This window comes from Pseudomonas sp. Ors-4-3C, assembly GCF_055755035.1.
The window spans coordinates 3,044,978-3,062,737 of sequence record NZ_CM146900.1 but is presented as its reverse complement, the minus strand read 5'-3'; the positions used below and the strand labels follow the sequence as shown (position 1 = coordinate 3,062,737).

Here is a 17,760-nt window from a genome sequence, read left to right as displayed (position 1 = left end):
TTTGTATCGGTTCATATCCTTGCCCCGGCAAATGAAACGACCGCTTTTTACTGTTGAAAGACGGTCGGATATTTAACCGAGATCAGGTTCACGCCTGTGTGCATCGTCATGGAGATGTCCCATGTCACAAGTCGACCGTTACAAACCTTACAAGGGTGCCGCTGCCGGTTGGGGCGCTGTGATCAGCCTGACCAAGAGCTGGCTGGGCAGTGAAAACGCCCTGAAAAACATCCGCGCCATGCTCAAGACCAACCAGAACGGCGGCTTCGACTGCCCGGGCTGCGCCTGGGGTGAAGCGCCCGGTGCGAGCATGCTCAAGTTCTGCGAGAACGGCGCCAAAGCGGTGAACTGGGAGGCTACCGGGCGTTTGGTCGACCCGGCGTTCTTCAACAAGTACACGGTGTCGAGCCTGGCCGAACAGAGCGACTACTGGCTGGAATATCAGGGGCGTCTGACCCACCCGATGCGCTACGACGCGCGGGTCGACCGCTACGTGGAAATCAGTTGGGAAGACGCGTTCGCGCTGATCGCCGAACACCTCAAGGGCCTGAAATCGCCGCACGAGGCCGAGTTCTATACCTCGGGCCGGGCCAGCAACGAAGCGGCGTTTCTCTATCAGTTGTTCGTCCGTGCCTACGGCACCAACAATTTCCCGGACTGCTCGAACATGTGCCACGAAGCCAGTGCGGTGAGCATGGGCGAGACGCTGGGCGTCGGTAAGGGCACCGTGGTCTACGAGGATTTGCATCACGCCGACGCGATTTTCGTCATCGGTCAGAACCCCGGCACCAACCACCCGCGCATGCTCGAACCGCTGCGCGAAGCGGTGAAACGTGGCGCGCAAGTGGTCTGCATCAACCCGCTGAAAGAGCGTGGCCTGGAACGTTTCCAGAACCCGCAGAACCCGCTCGAAATGCTCAGCAACGGCTGGGAAGCGACCAACACCGCGTACTTCCGTCCGGCGCTGGGTGGCGACATGGCGATGATCCGCGGCATGGTCAAATTCCTTCTGCAGTGGGAGCGTGAAGCCCAGGCCTCGGGCGGCGAGCCGGTGTTCGATCACGCCTTTATTGCCGAACACACCTCGGGTCTGGACAGCTACCTGGCAGAAGTCGACGCCACGACCTGGGAGCACATCCTCGAGCAGTCCGGCGTGCCGTTGCACGACATCGAACTGGCCGCGCGCATGTATGGCCGCGCCAAAAGCGTGATCATGTGCTGGGCCATGGGCCTGACCCAACACGTACACTCGGTGCCGACCCTGCAGGAGGTCATCAACCTGCAACTGTTGCGCGGCAACGTTGGCCGTCCGGGCGCCGGTCTGTCGCCGGTGCGTGGTCACAGTAACGTGCAGGGCGACCGCACCATGGGCATCAACGAACTGGCGCCGAAGGAGCTGATGGACGCGCTGGAAAAACGCTTCAACTTCAAGGTGCCGCGCATGCACGGGCACAACACCGTTATGGCGATCGGTGCGATGGAACGTGGCGAAGCCAAGGTGTTTATCGGTCTGGGCGGCAACTTTGCCCAAGCCACGCCGGACACCCCGCGCACCCACGAAGCGATGCGCAAACTCGACCTGACCGTGCACATCTCGACCAAGCTCAACCGCAGCCATCTGGTCACCGGTCGCGACGCGTTGATCCTGCCGTGCCTCGGCCGTACCGACATCGACATCCAGGCCGAAGGCCCGCAAGGCGTGACGGTGGAGGACACCTTCAGCATGGTGCATTTGTCGTTCGGTCAGTTGAAACCGAAGTCGGCGCATTTGAAATCCGAACCGGCGATCATTGCCGGAATCGCCGCCGCGACATTGGGCAAACACCCGATCGACTGGGAATGGGCGGTGGGCGACTACGGGCGCATCCGCAACCTGATCGCCGACGTGATTCCGGGCTTCGAGAACTTCAACGAGAAACTGTTGATCCCGGGTGGTTTCCATCTCGGCAACGATGCCTCGGACCGCGTCTGGAACACCGAGTCCGGCAAAGCCCAGTTCACCCCGTGCGTGCTGCCGGAGCACTTGATCAGCGAAGGCGTGCGCAACCTGCCGGTCAAACCGGATCTGATCCTGCAGACCATGCGTTCCCACGATCAGTACAACACCACGCTGTATGGCCTCGACGATCGTTATCGCGGGGTTTACGGCATGCGCGACGTGATCTTCGCCAACGAACAGGACATCCAGCGCCTCGGTTTCGAACCGGGGCAGAAGGTCGATCTGGTGGCGCTGTGGGATGACGAGCGCGAGCGTCGGGTCAGCGGGTTCACCCTGATCGCCTACGACATTCCGCCCGGTCAGGCCGCGGCGTACTACCCGGAAACCAATCCGCTGGTGCCGCTGGAAAGCTACGGCGACCGGACCTACACGCCGACCTCGAAATTCGTCGCGATTCGCCTCGAAGCGGCCAAGGTCAGCAACCTGATCCCGTCATCGGTGGCGTAACCCGCTACCGATAAAAAACACTGGCAATTTGACTGGCTGCAGGCGTTCGCGCCTGGCGGTGGCCCGGGTTCGTGCTGCCGCTTTTCAGCCTGGATGAGGACATCATCATGCTCAACATGGAGGCACTGGACCTGGCGCGAATTCAATTCGCGTTCACGGTTTCGTTCCACATTATCTTCCCGGCGATCACCATCGGCCTGGCGAGTTTCCTCGCGGTACTCGAAGGCCTGTGGCTGAAAACCCGTAACGACACCTACCGTGATCTCTACCATTTCTGGTCGAAGATCTTTGCCGTCAACTTCGGCATGGGCGTGGTCTCGGGGCTGGTCATGGCCTACCAGTTCGGTACCAACTGGAGCGGCTTTTCCGACTTTGCCGGGAGCATCACCGGGCCGTTGCTGACCTATGAGGTGCTGACGGCGTTCTTCCTTGAAGCCGGTTTCCTCGGGGTCATGCTGTTCGGCTGGAACCGCGTCGGCCGTGGCTTGCACTTCTTTGCCACGGTGATGGTCGCCATCGGCACGCTGATTTCAACGTTCTGGATTCTCGCTTCCAACAGCTGGATGCAGACCCCGCAGGGTTTCGAAATCGTCGACGGGCGGGTGATGCCGCTGGACTGGCTGGCGATCGTGTTCAACCCGTCGTTCCCGTTCCGACTGGCGCACATGGCGATTGCCGCGTTTGTCGCAACGTCGTTCTTCGTCGGTGCGTCGGCGGCCTGGCATTTGCTGCGCGGCAACAACACCGCGCCGGTGCGCAAGATGTTTTCCATGGCGTTGTGGATGGCACTGATCGTGGCGCCAATTCAGGCCGTGGTCGGTGACGCCCATGGCTTGCCAGCGATGGCGATAGGTCAGACGACATCGATGGTTGACTGTGCTGGCCTCATCGCTGGCAGGCCAGCTCCCACAGGGGATGGGGATTGATTGGAAGAGGTGAGAACACTGCCGATTATTGTGGGAGCTGGCCTGCCAGCGATGGCGGTGGGGCAGTCGATATCGATGTTGACTGTGCTGGCCTCATCGATGGCAGGCCAGCTCCCACAGGGGATGGGGATTGATTGGAAGAGGTGAGAACACTGCCGATTATTGTGGGAGCTGGCCTGCCAGCGATGGCGGTGGGGCAGTCGATATCGATGTTGACTGTGCTGGCCTCATCGATGGCAGGCCAGCTCCCACAGGGGATGGGGATTGATTGGAAGAGGTGAGAACACTGCCAATTATTGTGGGAGCTGGCTTGCCAGCGATGGCGATAGGTCCGACGACATCGATGTTGACTGTGCAGGCCTCATCGCAGGCAAGCCAGCTCCCACAGAGGATGGGGATTGATTGGAAGAGATGAGAACACTGCCGATTATTGTGGGAGCTGGCTTGCCAGCGATGGCGATAGGTCAGACGACATCGATGGTTGACTGTGCCGGCCTCATCGCTGGCAGGCCAGCTCCCACAGGGGATGGGGATTGATTGGAAGAGGTGAGAACACTGCCGATTATTGTGGGAGCTGGCTTGCCAGCGATGGCGATGGGGCAGTCGATATCGATGTTGACTGTGCTGGCCTCATCGCTGGCAAGCCAGCTCCCACAGGGAACACTAGTGTTTTTGGGAGTTACTGCGCCCCAAACATCGCCGTCCAGTAGATCCCGGCGCTGCTCTTTGGATCGGTCGCGTAGGCGGCGCCGAGTTCTTTGTATTGCGGGTTCATCAGGTTGGCGCAGTGGCCGGGGCTGGCGAGCCAGCCGTCGACGACCTTGCGCACGGTGTCTTGGCCGGCAGCGATGTTCTCGCCGACCAGTTGCCCGCTGTAGCCGGCCAGTTCGGCGCGGTCGCCCGGGGTGCGGCCGTCGCGGTCCTTGTGATCAAAGTAGTTGTTGTTGGCCATGTCGCGGCTGTGATCCTGAGAGATCGTGCCCAGGCTCGCGTTCCAGGCCAATGGCCCGGCGGCAGCAAAGGCTTGCCCGCCGCATTGGCGTGGCTGGGCGCGGGCCACGTTGACCTGCTCGAGTAACTTCTGGCCTTCAGCCTGCGCATCACCGAGCTTCGCCGAGAGCAACGGTCGCGCCAGCACGATCCGCCAGTCGCGATCGGCGCGGCTGACCCCGACATCAACGAACTGCGGGTCCAGCACCACCTGACAGAAACTTTCCTCAATCGCCTTCATCGCCGATGCCGCATCCCGTGGGCCGTTGAGCGTAATCGCCTGCACATTGACCATCGGGTAACTGGCGCTGGCCATGGCCTGTTGCAGATCGACCGCACCGCTGGCCGGCAGTCTCAGCCGTGGGTCGGCCGACAGCGGTGGCAGTTCGTTGGACGCCTGGCTGCCGCAGCGCTGCGGCTGACTGCGATAGTTGTTGATCGACTCGATCAGTTGCGACTCGTCGGCAGCCATGGCCGAGGCGGCCACGACCAGACCCACGGACAGCGTGGCAAAACGCAAGACGGATGGCATGAAGCGCATGGAAATCTCCCTTGAGCTGAGTGCGCTCATGATGCGCGAAATGGCCCGGGGGAATGCAATGTCTTTTTCTTTACCGAGCGGATTTTTCTGCGGAACGTTACTGCGGTATTTGCCGTCTACACTCTCCGAAGGCCCCGGGAACCGGGCGTCTCCCCCACGAAATACCTTGCCCGGAACGGGCGCTGCCGGAAGAACTGACATGGGATTGAAATGGTTGGCTGGCTGTTTCGCATTAACCGTTATGGCCGGCGTTGTGAACGCCACCGATCAGACTCCGATCAAGGCCAAGGCCGAAGAGAAAGCCCAGGTGCTGGAAGAAAAAGCCGCCGATAAAGTCAGCGCCGCACCGGCACCCAAATCCGAAGCGATCACCCCCACTGAAGTACAAGCCGTGGACCCCGCCGGTACCGCGCCGCTGGACGATCCGATCACCTGCCTGGCGCGCAGTATCTACTGGGAAGCCAAGGGTCGCGACACCCCGGAAATGGAGGCGGTGGCCAATGTGGTGATGAATCGCCTGGGGCACGATGGCTTTCCAGGCACCGTGTGCGAAGTGGTCAAACAAGGTTCGGAAACCAAGAGCTGCCAGTTTTCCTGGTGGTGCGATGGCAAGGCGGATCAGGTCAAGGAAGACGCTGAATACACCCTGGCCAAGGATATCGCCGGCAAGGCGCTCAACCGCCAACTGCCGGATCGCACCCATGGTGCGCTGTACTTTCATGATCGCAACGTGCATCCCGGCTGGGCCAAGGAATACAAAAAGACCGCCGAAGTCGGCAAATTCCTCTTCTATAAACCGGCCGGTGGTGATGCGCGCTAGACGCAGACTTCCCGTACACAATTGCGCAGCCAGCGGTGCGCCGGGTCGGCGTCCATGCGCGGGTGCCAGAGCATCGACACGCTGATCGGCGGCATTCTGAAGGGCAGGGCAAAACTGTGCAGGCCCATGCGCAGCTTGCTGGTGTGACGCTCCGGGACGGTGGCGATCAGGTCTGATTCGCGGACCAGTGTCAGCGCCGCCGAAAAGCCGCCGAATGAAGTGACGATGTCCCGCGTCAGTCCTGCGGCGAGCAGCGCTTCGTCGACCGGGCCGCTGCTGCGCCCGCGTCGTGAGATGAGAATGTGCTGGCCGCCGGCAAAGCGTTTGCTGCTGATCTTGCCCGAACTCAATGGATGGCCTTCGCGCACCACACCGATCCACTGATCCTCAAACAGGATGCGGCTGTGCAGCGCCGGGTCAGTGCTGTCGTCGACCACACCGGTCTCCAGATCGACCCGGCCTTCGCGCAGCGGTGTGCTGTCCTTGTCGGCTTTCTGCACAAAGCGCAGGCGCACGCCGGGGGCCTCTTCAGCAATGCGCGCGAGCAGCGCGGCGGCAAAGGTTTCGACAAAACCGTCGGTGTTGCGCAAGGTGAAGGTGCGCTGCAACTGGCCGGGATCGAGCACTTCGGCGGGGCGCAACACCGCCTCGGCTTCCTGCACCAGGCGGCTGACCCGCTCACGCAACTCCAGCGCACGCGGGGTCGGCACCAGACCTCGGCCGGCGCGCACCAGCAGCGGATCGCCGGTGGTCTCGCGCAATCGGGCCAGGGCGCGGCTCATCGCTGACGGGCTCAACCGCAGAATGTGTGCGGCACGCGCGACGCTGCCTTCGCGCAACAACACGTCGAGGGTGATCAACAGGTTCAGATCCGGGGCGCTCATGACATGGCGTTCCATGCAGGTATCAAGTGCAAAGCATGCGTCTTGCGCCTTGCCTTGTCGAGACTCAGGCTATGCCGTCTGACCATCAGATGGAGCGCCCGATGCCCCGAACTCCCTTGAACACTCAAACCCGCTGGGCGCTGACCAGTCTGGCGCTGTCGATGTTGATGCCGTCGCTGGACACCAGCATCGCCAACGCCGGATTACCGACTCTGGCGGCAGCGTTCGATGCGACGTTTCAACAGGTGCAGTGGATCGTGCTGGCGTACCTGCTGGCGGTCACCACGTTGATCGTCAGTGTCGGGCGCCTGGGCGATGTGTTCGGGCGGCGACGACTGCTGCTGATCGGCATCGGCATTTTCACCAGTGCTTCGTTGTGCTGCGCGTTGGCTCCGGGGCTGAGCTGGTTGATTGGCGCACGGGCGGTGCAGGGCCTTGGCGCAGCGATCATGTTTGCCTTGACCGTGGCGTTGGTGGCGGATGCGGTGCCCAAGACAAGGGCGGGCAGTGCGATGGGTTTGCTGGCAACCATGTCGGCCACCGGCACCAGCCTCGGGCCGTCGTTGGGTGGCCTGCTGATCGCGCATGTCGGCTGGCCGTCGATCTTTGTCCTCAACGTGCCATTGGGCTTGCTCAATGCGTGGCTGGTTTATCGCTATCTGCCGGCGGATCGGCCGACGCGGTCGAGGGTGGCGTTTGATTATCTCGGCACTGCGGTGTTGGTTTTGACGCTGGCGGTCTACGCGCTGGCGATGACACTGGAGGGTTTCACCCTGATATTGCTGCTGCTCAGCCTGTGCGGCGCAGGCCTGTTTATCGCGGTCGAAATGAAAGCCAAGGCGCCGCTGATTCGTCTGTCGTTGTTCGCCGACTCGCGACTGGGCAGCAGCCTCGCGCTGACGTTGCTGGTGACGACGGTGATGATGACCACGCTGGTGGTCGGGCCGTTTTACCTGAGCCGGGGGCTGGGACTGGGCAGCACCGTGGTCGGACTGGCGTTGTCCGTCGGGCCGCTGCTGGCGGCGTGCGGCGGGGTGCCGGCCGGGCGTCTGGTGGATCGCTTCGGCGCGCGGCGGGTGGTGCCGGGGGCATTGCTCGGGATGGTTGGCGGTTGCAGTTTGTTGGCGCTGTTGCCGATGAGTTTCGGTCTGCCGGCGTATCTGCTGCCGATGGCGCTGATCGCCAGCAGTTACGCGTTGTTCCAGGCAGCGAACAATACCGGGTTGATGGCGACGGTCAGTCAGGATCAGCGCGGCGTGGTCTCAGCCTTGCTCGGGCTGTCGCGCAATCTGGGCTTGATCACCGGCGCGGCAGTCATGGGGGCGGTGTTTGCGCTGGCCACGGGAGACCCGACGCAAGCCCCGGCCGAGGTGATCGGCCGCGGCTTGCACAGCACGTTTGGTGTTGCAGCCGCGCTGATGATCATGGCCCTTATCGTCAGCTGGCGTGGGTACTCAAGATACTCGCCACCTGCTGTGGCTGGCAGTTGAGGTACGGCGAGGACTTCAGCCAGTGCTGGTCCGGGTACCAGGAGAACATGAACTGGCCGTCCTTGAGTTTGTCGATCACCTGTCTAGCCACTTGCGGGCGTACCGCAGGGCAACCCTGACTGCGACCGATACGGCCCTGACGTTTACTCCATAACGGGTTCACGTAGTCGGCGGCGTGGATCACGATGGCGCGGTCGCGGGCCATGTCATTGAAACCCGGCTCCAGACCGTCCATACGCAGCGAATAACCGTGGGTGCCCTTGTAGCTTTCCTGCGTGCGGAACAGGCCGAGGCTGGACTGGTAACTGCCTTCGCGGTTGGAGAACTGGGTAGCGAAGTTTTCCCCGGAATTGGACCCGTGGGCGACCAGGTCACGCAGCACCAGCTTCTGTCTGCTCAAATCGAAGATCCACAGCCGGCGGGCGGTGGAGGGCTGCGAATAGTCGATGATCGCCAGGTGGCGGGAGGGTTTCGCGCCGTTGTTGATCGCACATTGCATAGCGTTCAAGGCACCTTTCAGCGCCTGGGGATTGAGTTCCGGCGCGGCGTGCGCGAGGCTGGTCAAGAGAACCGGCGATGGTTTGCCGGCGGCGAAAGCTGGGCTGCTCACGACGACGAGAGTCGCAGTGGTCAGCAGAAGTCGGCGCAAAAACGTCAACATTTATAAAGTGTCCTCACTTGCTACTTAATTTGGCACTTTGGCTCCTGACTCCCAGTCATACCCACAGACCCCTGATTCGGGCCTGACTGTTCAGCGCACCTGATGTAAGGTTGACCGTCATTGAGGCGGCCACGGATTGGAGTAAAGCAGTTGTTCAAAAAGTACGCATGCTACTTGAGCATTTGTTTGCTCGCTGCGCCGTTTGTCGCTTGTGCCGAGGAGCCGCTGCCGCCGTTGCAGACACTGCCGACGCCGCCGGCGCAAATGCCGGTTGAGCCGCAGAGTCCGCTGCAAGCGGTGCTGATCGGTTTGCCGCAGGCGTGCCCGGCGATTGCCGCGCATCTGAACGGCGCGGCGCTGTCGCAACTGCAAGCGTTCTACCAGCAGCAGGACTGGCTGCCGGTGTGGGCCAGCGAGACAGGGCGTTTGCCGGTCTTGCGCGCGCAGTTGCAGCTGTTGGCCGATGATGGGCTCGATCCAAAGCGCTATCCGGTAGCGGCCAACCCGCCGCAGGATGGCGAATTGTGTGCCGATATCGACATCAGTCGTTCTTACCTGCAAGCACTGCAGGACCTGCATTACGGTCGTCTGCTGCAGTCACATTTCGAGCCGCTGTGGCATGCCGATGAGGCCCCGCGTGATCGGCAGGCCGAATTACTCGCCATCGCCGTACCCGGCCTGCATGACATCAAGGCCGCTTTCGATCTGGCCCGTCCGCATCTGGCGCAATACCAAAGCCTGCGCCATCTCTACGCCAGTCAACGGCTGCAAGCCTTGCCGCACTGGCAGTCGGTGGGCAACGGCCCGTTGTTGCGTCCGGCGATGGAAGACAAGCGCGTTCCGGAACTGGCCCGACGGTTGTACAGCGAAGGCTATCTGACCCACGCCATCGGTACGCCCGGCAATGCCTATGACGGTGTGCTGGTAGAGGCGGTGAAGAGCTTCCAGGCCAACCATTCGCTGCAGGCTGACGGGGTGGTCGGGCCGGGGACGATTGCCGAACTCAACATCACTCCGCTGACGCGCCGTGAACAATTGCGGGTCAACCTCGAACGCTTTCGCTGGCTGGCCCAGGACATGGAGCCCAACGGCTTGCTGGTCAACGTTGCTGCCGCCGAGCTGACGCTGTATGAGGGGGGAGTGCCGGTCTGGCAGACCCGCACCCAGGTCGGGCGTGCCGAACGGCAGACCCCGCTGCTCAAATCCCGGGTCACGCGCCTGACCCTGAACCCGACCTGGACCGTGCCGCCGACCATCTGGAAGGAAGACAAACTGCCGGCGATCCGCAAGGATCAGACCTTTCTCAGTCGCCAGAACCTGCAAGTGCTCGACGCCCATGGTCAGCCGTTGGCCGCAGCGGATATCGACTGGGACAATCCCGGCAACATCATGCTGCGCCAGGACGCCGGGCCGCGAAATCCGCTGGGGCAACTGGTGATCCGCTTCCCCAACCCGTTCGCGGTGTACCTGCACGACACACCGAGCAAGGCGCTGTTTGACAAGGGGCCGCGCGCATTCAGTTCCGGCTGTGTGCGGGTCGAGCACCCGATGCAACTGCGCGACTTGTTGCTGACCCCGGCGGAACGCACGCGCACCGACACCTTGCTCGCCACCGGCAGCACCCACGAATTCCGCCTGTCGGCGCCGGTGCCGATCCTGATGACTTACTGGACGGCACAGGTCGGCAAGGATGGGCAGATACGTTATGCGCCGGATATCTATAGCCGCGACAGTGCGCTGCTCGCCGGCCTCGACGGCGCCCACTGAATCGCAGTCATCCACACAACCCTGTAGGAGTGAGCCTGCTCGCGATAGCGTCAAGTCAGCCGACATCAACGCTGAATGTACCGACCCCTTCGTGAGCAAGCCCACTCCCACCCTTGATCGCGGCCAGCCGACAATCCCTGACCCACCGACAATCCCCGGTGGGAGCGGGCTTGCTCGCGAAGGCGTCAGGTCAACCGCCATCAATGCTGAATGAACGGGCTCCTTCGTGAGCAAGCCCACTCCCACCCTTGATCGCGGCCAGCCGACAATCCCTGACCCACCGACAATCCCCGGTGGGAGCGGGCTTGCTCGCGAAGGCGTCAAGTCAGCCTCCATCAATGCTGAATGAACGGGCTCCTTCGTGAGCAAGCCCACGCCCACATTTGGATTTTCAGTGTGTCGGTCAGTGTGATTCGGCACCGGTCCGCAGCGTCTAGCCCCAGTGTCCCCGCAATCCCATGGGGCGAGACTTCGGAACCCGGCATGCAAGCGCTGTTGAACGAGATTCTTGACGCTGTCCGGCCCCTGATCGGGCAGGGCAAGGTGGCTGACTACATTCCCGCCCTCGGCACCGTGCCGGCCAATCAGCTGGGCATTGCGGTGTATGGCAACGACGGCGAAATGTATTGCGCCGGCGACGCCGAGACGCCGTTCTCGGTGCAGAGTATTTCCAAGGTGTTCAGCCTGGTGCAGGCAATCGAGCACTCCGGCGAGGCGATCTGGGAGCGCCTGGGGCACGAGCCGTCCGGCCAGCCGTTCAACTCGCTGGTGCAACTGGAGTTCGAACGCGGGCGTCCGCGCAATCCGTTCATCAACGCCGGGGCGCTGGTGATCTGCGACATCAATCAGTCGCGATTCGCCGCGCCGGCCTTGTCGATGCGTGACTTCGTGCGGCGCCTGTCGGGCAATCCGCAGGTGATCGTCGACGGCAAGGTCGCCGAATCCGAATACCAGCATCGCGCCCGCAATGCGGCCATGGCGTACCTGATGCAATCGTTCGGCAACTTCCACAACGATGTCGAAGCGGTGCTGCGCAGCTACTTCAGCCACTGCGCGTTGCGCATGAACTGCATCGATCTGGCCCGGGCGTTCTGCTTCCTCGCCAACGACGGTTTCTGCAAGCACAGCGGCGAACAGATCCTGACCCGGCGCCAGACCCAGCAGGTCAACTCGATCATGGCCACCAGCGGCCTGTATGACGAGGCCGGCAACTTCGCCTACCGCGTCGGTCTGCCGGGCAAGAGCGGGGTCGGCGGCGGGATCGTCGCGGTGGTGCCCGGGCAGTTCACGGTGTGCGTGTGGTCGCCGGAACTCAACGCCGCCGGCAACTCGCTGGCGGGGATGGCGGCGCTGGAGATGCTCAGTTCGCGGATTGGCTGGTCGGTGTTCTGACCTGATCTTCCAAACACCACGAAACCTGTGGGAGCGGGCTTGCTCGCGAAGAGGCCAGCACATTCAATATCCATGTTGATGGTGCCGACGCCTTCGCGAGCAAGCCCGCTCCCACAGGTTCGGTGGTGTTTGTAGAAGGTGTGTTTCAGCGCAGAATCCGCTACATTTTCCGGCCGCCCCTCATATGGTGAATCCGCTTCATGTCTATTGCGCTCGAACGTCTAGTCGCTGGCACGCCGATCCCTTTCGCTGGCAACCGCGTGACCGTGGTCAGCCCCGAACTGGCGGCACGGTTTCAGCCCGGTGACCACCTGCTGGTCGAGCAGGTGAGTGGCGAGCTGTTGCTGATTCCGGTGGTCGATCAACAAGCGGCTGCGGTGGCAATCGAGCGTGCTGAAGCGGCATTCACTGCATTGTCGGCAGTGTCCGACGAAGCCATCAGTCGCTTCTTCGACCTGTTCGCGCAACGCCTGGAAACCCCGGAATGCTGGACCTTGATCGAAGCCGCGAACCTGGCCGACATCGAGCGCGCCAAGGCCCGTGGTCGCTCGACCACCCGACTGCTCGCCGACGAGCGCATGCGCCGCGACATGATCGCCGGTCTGCGCGCCTGGCGTGATGCGCCGGCCACGCGCGGCAAGGTCATCAGTTGCGTCGAACACGACGGCTGGAAGGTCGAGCAAGTGGTGTCGCCGCTGGGCATCGTGGCTTTCGTGTTCGAAGGACGACCGAATGTGTTCGCCGATGCTGCTGGCGTACTGCGCACTGGCAACACCGCAGTGCTGCGCATTGGCAGCGACGCGTTGGGCACCGCGCAAGCGATCGTCACTCACGCGCTGAACCCGGCGCTGGCCGATGCTGGTTTGCCGGCAGGTGCGGTGTCGCTGGTGGAAAGTGTCAATCACGCGGCCGGGTGGGCAATGTTCGCCGACCGGCGTCTGTCGCTGGCGGTGGCCCGGGGTTCGGGGCGTGCGGTCAGCCAGTTGGGCAGCATCGCCCAGCAGTCGGGCACGGCGGTCAGCCTGCATGGCACCGGCGGCGCATGGTTGGTTGCTGATCGTGATGCCGATGCCACACGTTTTGCCGCCGTGGTACGCAATTCGCTGGATCGCAAAGTCTGCAACACCCTGAACGTCTGCCTGATTCACCGCGAGCGTGCTGCCGAACTGGTGCCGCTGTTCCTCGATGCCCTGAAACAGGCCGGCAATGCACGCGGGCAGGGCTGCAAATTGCACATCGTCGCAGGCAGCGAGAATTGCCTGCCGGCCGAGTGGCAGAACGCGACGGTCGAGGTCTATCGCGCCGAGGGTTATCAGACCGAAGCCCTGGCCGAAGCGTTGGCGGAATCAGAGCTGGGCCGCGAGTGGGAGTGGGAAGAAACCCCGGAAGTCAGCCTGATGATCGTCGACGATCTGGATCAGGCGATCACGTTGTTCAACCGCTACAGCCCGCAGTTCACGGTGTCGCTGATCAGCGAGGATGCTGGCGCTCAGGAACGCTTTTACAACGCGGTGAACGCGCCGTTTGTGGGCAATGGGATTACTCGCTGGGTCGATGGGCAGTACGCGTTGAACAAGCCGGAGCTGGGGCTTTCGAACTGGGAGAGCGGGCGCTTGTTTGCGCGCAGTGCGATTCTTTCGGGGGATGGGGTGTTTACGGTGCGTAGCCGTATGACCCAGATCGATCTCACCGTAAAACGCTGATCTGAACACCAAACCTGTGGCGAGGGAGCTTGCTCCCGCTGGTCTGCGCAGCAGACCCAAAAAAGCAAGGGCCGCTGCGCGCCCCAGCGGGAGCAAGCTCCCTCGCCACAGGGTTGTACTGTTCTCCTTCAGGCAGCTGCGCTGGAGTTTGCCTGCACCGCACAAGTCGCTGGCTGCTCGGCCAGCGGTACAAACGTACGGCGGTCAGCCGCCAGCGCATCGATCGAGCCGGTCTCGATGTCATACACCCAGCCATGCAGATTCAGCAGGCCTTTCTCCTGGGCCAGGCGCACGCTCGGGTGGGTCTGAATATTCGCCAGTTGCGCGATCACATTTTCCCGCACCATCGAACTCAATTTCGCCGCGTCATTGGCGTGCGGCCGCGCCTCGTTCACCACTTTCGCCGACTCGGCATGTTGCAGCCAGCCGCTGACGGCGGGCAGATGATCCATGCATTTGCACTGGGCAATCGCGGTCATCGCGCCGCAATCGGAGTGGCCGCAGATCACGATGTCAGTCACCCCAAGCACCGCCACCGCGTATTCCACCGTTGCCGAAACCCCGCCCGGATGCGGGCTGTAGGACGGCACGATATTGCCTGCGTTACGGATCACGAACAGCTCGCCGGGTTCTTGCTGGGTGAGCAGTTCCGGCACCACGCGGCTGTCGGAACAGGTGATGAACAAGGTTCCGGGTTGCTGGGTGGTCGCCAGGTGTTTGAACAGTTCGGTGCGTTGCGGGAAGGCTTCGTTCTGGAACTTCAGGAAACCGTCGATCAGGCTTTTCATGTTGTAGTCCTCTTAGTTCGAGCAACCGTTGCCGAATTCGCTGTATTGAAGAATGTGTTTGTCGCCATTGCTGTCCAGATACGTCATCTCCACCGGCACCACGCCACAGACGTCGGCAACCGGGGTAATGCTCACGACTTCGGCGATGTCCAGGTGCATGCCGTAGTGGTAGGCCACGGCATCTTCATCGGCATGAACCTGAGTGGACAGGCCGACAAGCAGGGCAAGGGCCAGCAGAATTTTTTGCATGGGGCAGCCTCCAGACGTATTGGGGAACGGTTGCAATGAAAGTGTTGGTGTGGCCCGCCCCTCGGGGCGGGCCAGGCGGATCAGAACGGACGCAGGGGCAGGAACTTGCCGTCGAGGGTGACCACGGCGCGGGAGCCGCCTTCCGGGTCTTCGACTTTCTTGATGTCGAGTTTGAAGTTGATGGCGCTGATGATGCCGTCGCCGAACTGCTCGTGGACCAGGGCTTTGAGGGTGGTGCCGTAGATCTGGATCATCTCGTGGAAGCGGTAGATGGTCGGGTCGGTCGGCACGCCGCTGAGGCTGCCACGCAGCGGGATGATCTGCAGGGCGGCAACGGCGTCGGCGTCCAGCTCGAGTTTGTCGCCAACCACTTGCGCGGCGGTTTGTGGCAGCGGGTGCTGGCCGAGCAGGGCAGCGGTGACGTAGGCCAGGCTCAGGCCGGTGTCGTCGGCCAGATCCTGCCACGACAGGCCTTTGCGTGCCTTGATGTCGAGAATGCGGGTGGTCAGGGCCAGGCTGGCATCGTTGTAGGCGTGGGACTGTTGCATGGTGTCACTCCTTTCAGGGTTGGCTTGCTGTGTGGGAGCAATCTTCTGCCGATTGATCCATAGCGTCCAAGACCGATATACAATGCAATGCATAAGCCCTGCCTATAGATGGTGAATACCATGTTGCTGCGACATTTGCGTTATCTGCTGGCCGTGGCCGACCACGGCGGCTTCACCCGGGCGGCGGAGGCGTTGCATGTGTCGCAGCCGACCTTGTCGCAACAGATCCGCCAACTGGAAGAAAGCCTCGGGGTGAACCTGTTCGATCGCACCTCACGCACGGTCAAGCCCACCGATGCCGGTGAGGCCTACATCGAATGTGCGCGGCGGGTGCTGGTGGAGCTGGAGGCGGGCAAGCGGGCGTTGCATGACGTGAAGGATCTGTCCCGTGGCAGCTTGCGTCTGGCCATGACCCCGACCTTCATGGCCTATCTGGTCGGGCCGTTGGTGCGCGATTTCGCGGCGCGCTATCCGGGTATTCATTTGCAGATTTTCGAACTGTCGATGGACGACATCGAGGCTGGGCTGGCGGATGACTCGCTGGACATCGCGATTGCCTTTACCCCGGTGCGCCACCCGGACATCGAGTGCATTCCGGCGTTTACCGAAACCCTGGGGATCATGATCGGCCGCGAGCATCCGTTGTACGAGAGCACATCGGTGCTGACGGCGAGTGATCTTGCGCAGCTGGATTTCGCCTTGCTGGCGTCAGACTTCATTACCCGGTTATCGATTGATGAGTATTTTCGTCAGCAGGGGATTACGCCGAAGGTGCGGATCGAGGTGAACTCGGTGAGCACATTGCTCGAGGTAGTGCGCCATTCGCCAATGGCGACGATGTTGCCGGAGGCGATTGCCACCGAAGACCGGGCTTTGCGCCGGCTGCGGGTCGAGAACGAGGCGCCGCAGCGCGGGGCGGCGTTGTTGCGGCGGCGCAATAATTACCACAGTGCGGCGGCGATGGCGTTTATGAATCTGGTACTGGAAACGAAAATCTAACCAACGATACAGTCCCCCCTGTGGGAGCGGGCTTGCTCGCGAAAGCGGTGTCTCAGTTGAGATGATGGTGACTGACACGGCCCATTCGCGAGCAAGCCCGCTCCCACAGGGTTATATGGTGACTCGCAGATGTAAAAAGGGCCTGCTTCTTTTGGAAGCAGGCCCTTTTATTTATTGAAGTTGTAACTCAGTAGAACCGATCAATCACCCGAACTTCATTCTTGTTCTGCATCGAGTCCCACGCCTGTTTCAGCGTCTGCAGCACATTGCCGATGAAGTCCTTGTCGGCCGCAGCTTTTTTGCCGACATAACCGTGGCCGCGGCGGTACATCTTCAGGCGGGCCAGCAGGTTCTGGTTGCTGCGATCGAATTCTTCTTCACCAGCGTGGGGCGACAGGCAGTCGATATGCACCTGACCCGACTTGCTGATCCAGAGAATGTGGCTGTCGTGGCTGTCTTTTTGCGCAGCGAACATACGAGCCAGTTCTTCGATAGTAGGTTGATTGTTCAGATTCATGATGTTTGCCCCTTGACCAGTCTGGTGATCTTTCAAAGTTGATTCGCTAATACAGGTAGCCCATCGGTTAGTTGATCCCTGGCACCGAAACCAGGACGTCAGCGGTCGCCCGTGAGAAGTACGGGGTCATGCGTCTGTTGCATGTAGTCGTGTTGAATAACTGCTACGCAATAGCGTCACAACGAGGAGAAGCAGCGAAAACCGGGAGGCTCCTTGACGACGTTTTCAGGGTCGGCCACAAGCGTCTTGAGAATTTTCGCCAGCGCTTCTCGTCCTTGTACTGGACGTTCAGGCCAGGTCAGCTTCTTCAATCTGCCTTGTGGGCAGCGTGTATCCGGAAAAAACAACTCGGCGGTCAGACGAGTTTGCTCAAGCGTGTTACTGATGTTCCCGATCGGGGAACGTCTTCATCATGCAAAAGCAAAACGGTGCCGTCAACGGTTTTGTAGTGATTATTTTTGTTCACTACATATTGTCGGACAAAGCTGTTTTGGAATGAGAAAAGTTTCGTTCAGGCAACTGAAGCGGGGACGTTCAGGACGTAGAAGGTGCAGGGGTAACCGTCTACCGAGCGCTGCTGGCGGGTGAACTCGCCACCGCTCAATTGCGGGATCAGCCCGGCCCAGAAACGCTGTGCAGGCAGGTTGGCGTCGATATGGAAAATCTGCCATCGACCCGGCAGACGGCTCAAGAGGGCAGAGACGACAAACTGCGCGACGCCTTGGCCACGAAAGCGTCGGGCGAGGAAAAAGTAGCCGATGTTGTGTTCGGCGCCGTCGATGTGGGTTTCATCATCCACAGTCACGAAACCGGCCAGTTCACCGTCGACGCGGATCAGGAACGGTTGGGTGGCCGGATTGCGCCAGTAATCGTCCTTCTGCTGAATGCTGAAGAAGCCATGTTCGCCAAGTTTCAGTGGTAGCCATTGGCTGAAGTCGTACATGTAGAACTGCATGAGGTTTTCGATGGTTTGCAGTTCGTCGCGGTGGGCGGCTAGCAGTTCGATGGTGGGCATGGTCAATGAACTCCAAAAGGGAGA

The 17,760-nt window shown here is 61.5% G+C and carries 15 protein-coding genes and 1 pseudogene; 8 read left to right on the top strand and 8 right to left on the bottom strand.

The genetic code is table 11. The annotated features are described in order from the left end of the window. The first annotated feature begins 121 nt into the window (after nucleotides 1–121). Entirely contained in the window at nucleotides 122–2,446 is a 2,325-nt protein-coding gene (locus ACVHNU_RS13610) for an FdhF/YdeP family oxidoreductase (RefSeq protein WP_473019987.1), read from the top strand. A 107-nt stretch (nucleotides 2,447–2,553) separates the two neighbouring features. Further along, nucleotides 2,554–3,282: pseudogene (locus ACVHNU_RS13605) on the top strand (cytochrome ubiquinol oxidase subunit I); the annotation flags it as partial. A gap of 769 nt (nucleotides 3,283–4,051) precedes the next feature. Here the strand turns inward: ACVHNU_RS13605 and ACVHNU_RS13600 are convergent. Beyond that, entirely contained in the window at nucleotides 4,052–4,903 is an 852-nt protein-coding gene (locus ACVHNU_RS13600) for a CAP domain-containing protein (protein ID WP_103486545.1), read from the bottom strand. 199 nt (nucleotides 4,904–5,102) lie between these two features. Here ACVHNU_RS13600 and ACVHNU_RS13595 point away from each other — a divergent pair, with 199 nt between their 5' ends. Further along, nucleotides 5,103–5,723 (top strand): cell wall hydrolase, encoded by a 621-nt coding sequence (locus tag ACVHNU_RS13595; RefSeq protein ID WP_473019986.1) that lies wholly within the window; start codon nucleotides 5,103–5,105, stop codon nucleotides 5,721–5,723. Here the strand turns inward: ACVHNU_RS13595 and ACVHNU_RS13590 are convergent. Further along, on the bottom strand, nucleotides 5,720–6,607 hold the full coding sequence (locus ACVHNU_RS13590; protein WP_045122520.1) for a LysR family transcriptional regulator: 888 nt from the start codon (nucleotides 6,605–6,607) through the stop codon (nucleotides 5,720–5,722). The two genes, ACVHNU_RS13595 and ACVHNU_RS13590, sit on opposite strands and share 4 nt — an antisense overlap. 101 nt (nucleotides 6,608–6,708) lie before the next feature. On the opposite strand from ACVHNU_RS13590, the gene ACVHNU_RS13585 reads away from it, so the two are divergent. Further along, complete coding sequence (locus ACVHNU_RS13585) at nucleotides 6,709–8,097, top strand: MFS transporter (protein WP_473019985.1); 1,389 nt, start codon at nucleotides 6,709–6,711, stop codon at nucleotides 8,095–8,097. Here ACVHNU_RS13585 and ACVHNU_RS13580 read toward each other — a convergent pair. After that, entirely contained in the window at nucleotides 8,045–8,758 is a 714-nt protein-coding gene (locus ACVHNU_RS13580; protein ID WP_003226055.1) for a murein L,D-transpeptidase catalytic domain family protein, read from the bottom strand. The genes ACVHNU_RS13585 and ACVHNU_RS13580 overlap by 53 nt on opposite strands. 150 nt (nucleotides 8,759–8,908) lie before the next feature. On the opposite strand from ACVHNU_RS13580, the gene ACVHNU_RS13575 reads away from it, so the two are divergent. From ACVHNU_RS13575 to ACVHNU_RS13565, 3 genes are all read left to right on the top strand, one after another. Beyond that, nucleotides 8,909–10,525: a L,D-transpeptidase family protein gene (locus ACVHNU_RS13575; protein ID WP_473019984.1), complete on the top strand. Its 1,617-nt coding sequence runs from the start codon at nucleotides 8,909–8,911 to the stop codon at nucleotides 10,523–10,525. 483 nt (nucleotides 10,526–11,008) lie between these two features. After that, entirely contained in the window at nucleotides 11,009–11,917 is a 909-nt protein-coding gene (gene glsB, locus ACVHNU_RS13570) for a glutaminase B (RefSeq protein ID WP_003226050.1), read from the top strand. Nucleotides 11,918–12,117: 200 nt separating this feature from the next. Then, entirely contained in the window at nucleotides 12,118–13,620 is a 1,503-nt protein-coding gene (locus tag ACVHNU_RS13565; RefSeq protein WP_473019983.1) for an aldehyde dehydrogenase family protein, read from the top strand. Nucleotides 13,621–13,748: 128 nt separating this feature from the next. Here ACVHNU_RS13565 and ACVHNU_RS13560 read toward each other — a convergent pair whose 3' ends face one another. The 3 genes from ACVHNU_RS13560 to cynS all read right to left on the bottom strand — a co-directional run bounded on the left by ACVHNU_RS13560 (nucleotide 13,749) and on the right by cynS (nucleotide 15,205). Continuing rightward, on the bottom strand, nucleotides 13,749–14,408 hold the full coding sequence (locus ACVHNU_RS13560; RefSeq protein ID WP_473019982.1) for a carbonic anhydrase: 660 nt from the start codon (nucleotides 14,406–14,408) through the stop codon (nucleotides 13,749–13,751). Between the two features lie 12 nt (nucleotides 14,409–14,420). Further along, a complete protein-coding gene (locus ACVHNU_RS13555) occupies nucleotides 14,421–14,657 on the bottom strand; it encodes a DUF2790 domain-containing protein (RefSeq protein ID WP_473019981.1) in 237 nt (78 codons plus the stop codon). A gap of 80 nt (nucleotides 14,658–14,737) precedes the next feature. Beyond that, a complete protein-coding gene (cynS, locus tag ACVHNU_RS13550; RefSeq protein ID WP_003226042.1) occupies nucleotides 14,738–15,205 on the bottom strand; it encodes a cyanase in 468 nt (155 codons plus the stop codon). 120 nt (nucleotides 15,206–15,325) lie between these two features. Here cynS and cynR point away from each other — a divergent pair, with 120 nt between their 5' ends. Continuing rightward, nucleotides 15,326–16,204 carry a transcriptional regulator CynR gene (gene cynR, locus ACVHNU_RS13545; RefSeq protein ID WP_473019980.1) on the top strand — a complete coding sequence of 293 codons (879 nt, stop codon included), beginning with the start codon at nucleotides 15,326–15,328 and terminating at the stop codon, nucleotides 16,202–16,204. 187 nt (nucleotides 16,205–16,391) lie between these two features. Here cynR and ACVHNU_RS13540 read toward each other — a convergent pair whose 3' ends face one another. Then, a complete protein-coding gene (locus ACVHNU_RS13540) occupies nucleotides 16,392–16,721 on the bottom strand; it encodes a hypothetical protein (RefSeq protein WP_007966852.1) in 330 nt (109 codons plus the stop codon). 511 nt (nucleotides 16,722–17,232) lie between these two features. Beyond that, nucleotides 17,233–17,736 carry a GNAT family N-acetyltransferase gene (locus ACVHNU_RS13535; RefSeq protein ID WP_473019979.1) on the bottom strand — a complete coding sequence of 168 codons (504 nt, stop codon included), beginning with the start codon at nucleotides 17,734–17,736 and terminating at the stop codon, nucleotides 17,233–17,235. Nucleotides 17,737–17,760: the final 24 nt, after the last annotated feature.

Excerpts from the sequence above, each read along its gene's own strand:
- ACVHNU_RS13580 (WP_003226055.1), bottom strand. The coding sequence starts at position 8,758 with ATGTTGACGTTTTTGCGCCGACTTCTGCTGACCACTGCGACTCTCGTC.
- ACVHNU_RS13610 (WP_473019987.1), top strand. The coding sequence starts at position 122 with ATGTCACAAGTCGACCGTTACAAACCTTACAAGGGTGCCGCTGCCGGT.
- ACVHNU_RS13565 (WP_473019983.1), top strand. The coding sequence starts at position 12,118 with ATGTCTATTGCGCTCGAACGTCTAGTCGCTGGCACGCCGATCCCTTTC.
- glsB (WP_003226050.1), top strand. The coding sequence starts at position 11,009 with ATGCAAGCGCTGTTGAACGAGATTCTTGACGCTGTCCGGCCCCTGATC.
- ACVHNU_RS13600 (WP_103486545.1), bottom strand. The coding sequence starts at position 4,903 with ATGCGCTTCATGCCATCCGTCTTGCGTTTTGCCACGCTGTCCGTGGGT.
- ACVHNU_RS13555 (WP_473019981.1), bottom strand. The coding sequence starts at position 14,657 with ATGCAAAAAATTCTGCTGGCCCTTGCCCTGCTTGTCGGCCTGTCCACT.
- ACVHNU_RS13560 (WP_473019982.1), bottom strand. The coding sequence starts at position 14,408 with ATGAAAAGCCTGATCGACGGTTTCCTGAAGTTCCAGAACGAAGCCTTC.
- ACVHNU_RS13590 (WP_045122520.1), bottom strand. The coding sequence starts at position 6,607 with ATGAGCGCCCCGGATCTGAACCTGTTGATCACCCTCGACGTGTTGTTG.
- ACVHNU_RS13535 (WP_473019979.1), bottom strand. The coding sequence starts at position 17,736 with ATGCCCACCATCGAACTGCTAGCCGCCCACCGCGACGAACTGCAAACC.
- ACVHNU_RS13540 (WP_007966852.1), bottom strand. The coding sequence starts at position 16,721 with ATGAATCTGAACAATCAACCTACTATCGAAGAACTGGCTCGTATGTTC.
- ACVHNU_RS13595 (WP_473019986.1), top strand. The coding sequence starts at position 5,103 with ATGGGATTGAAATGGTTGGCTGGCTGTTTCGCATTAACCGTTATGGCC.
- cynR (WP_473019980.1), top strand. The coding sequence starts at position 15,326 with ATGTTGCTGCGACATTTGCGTTATCTGCTGGCCGTGGCCGACCACGGC.
- cynS (WP_003226042.1), bottom strand. The coding sequence starts at position 15,205 with ATGCAACAGTCCCACGCCTACAACGATGCCAGCCTGGCCCTGACCACC.
- ACVHNU_RS13585 (WP_473019985.1), top strand. The coding sequence starts at position 6,709 with ATGCCCCGAACTCCCTTGAACACTCAAACCCGCTGGGCGCTGACCAGT.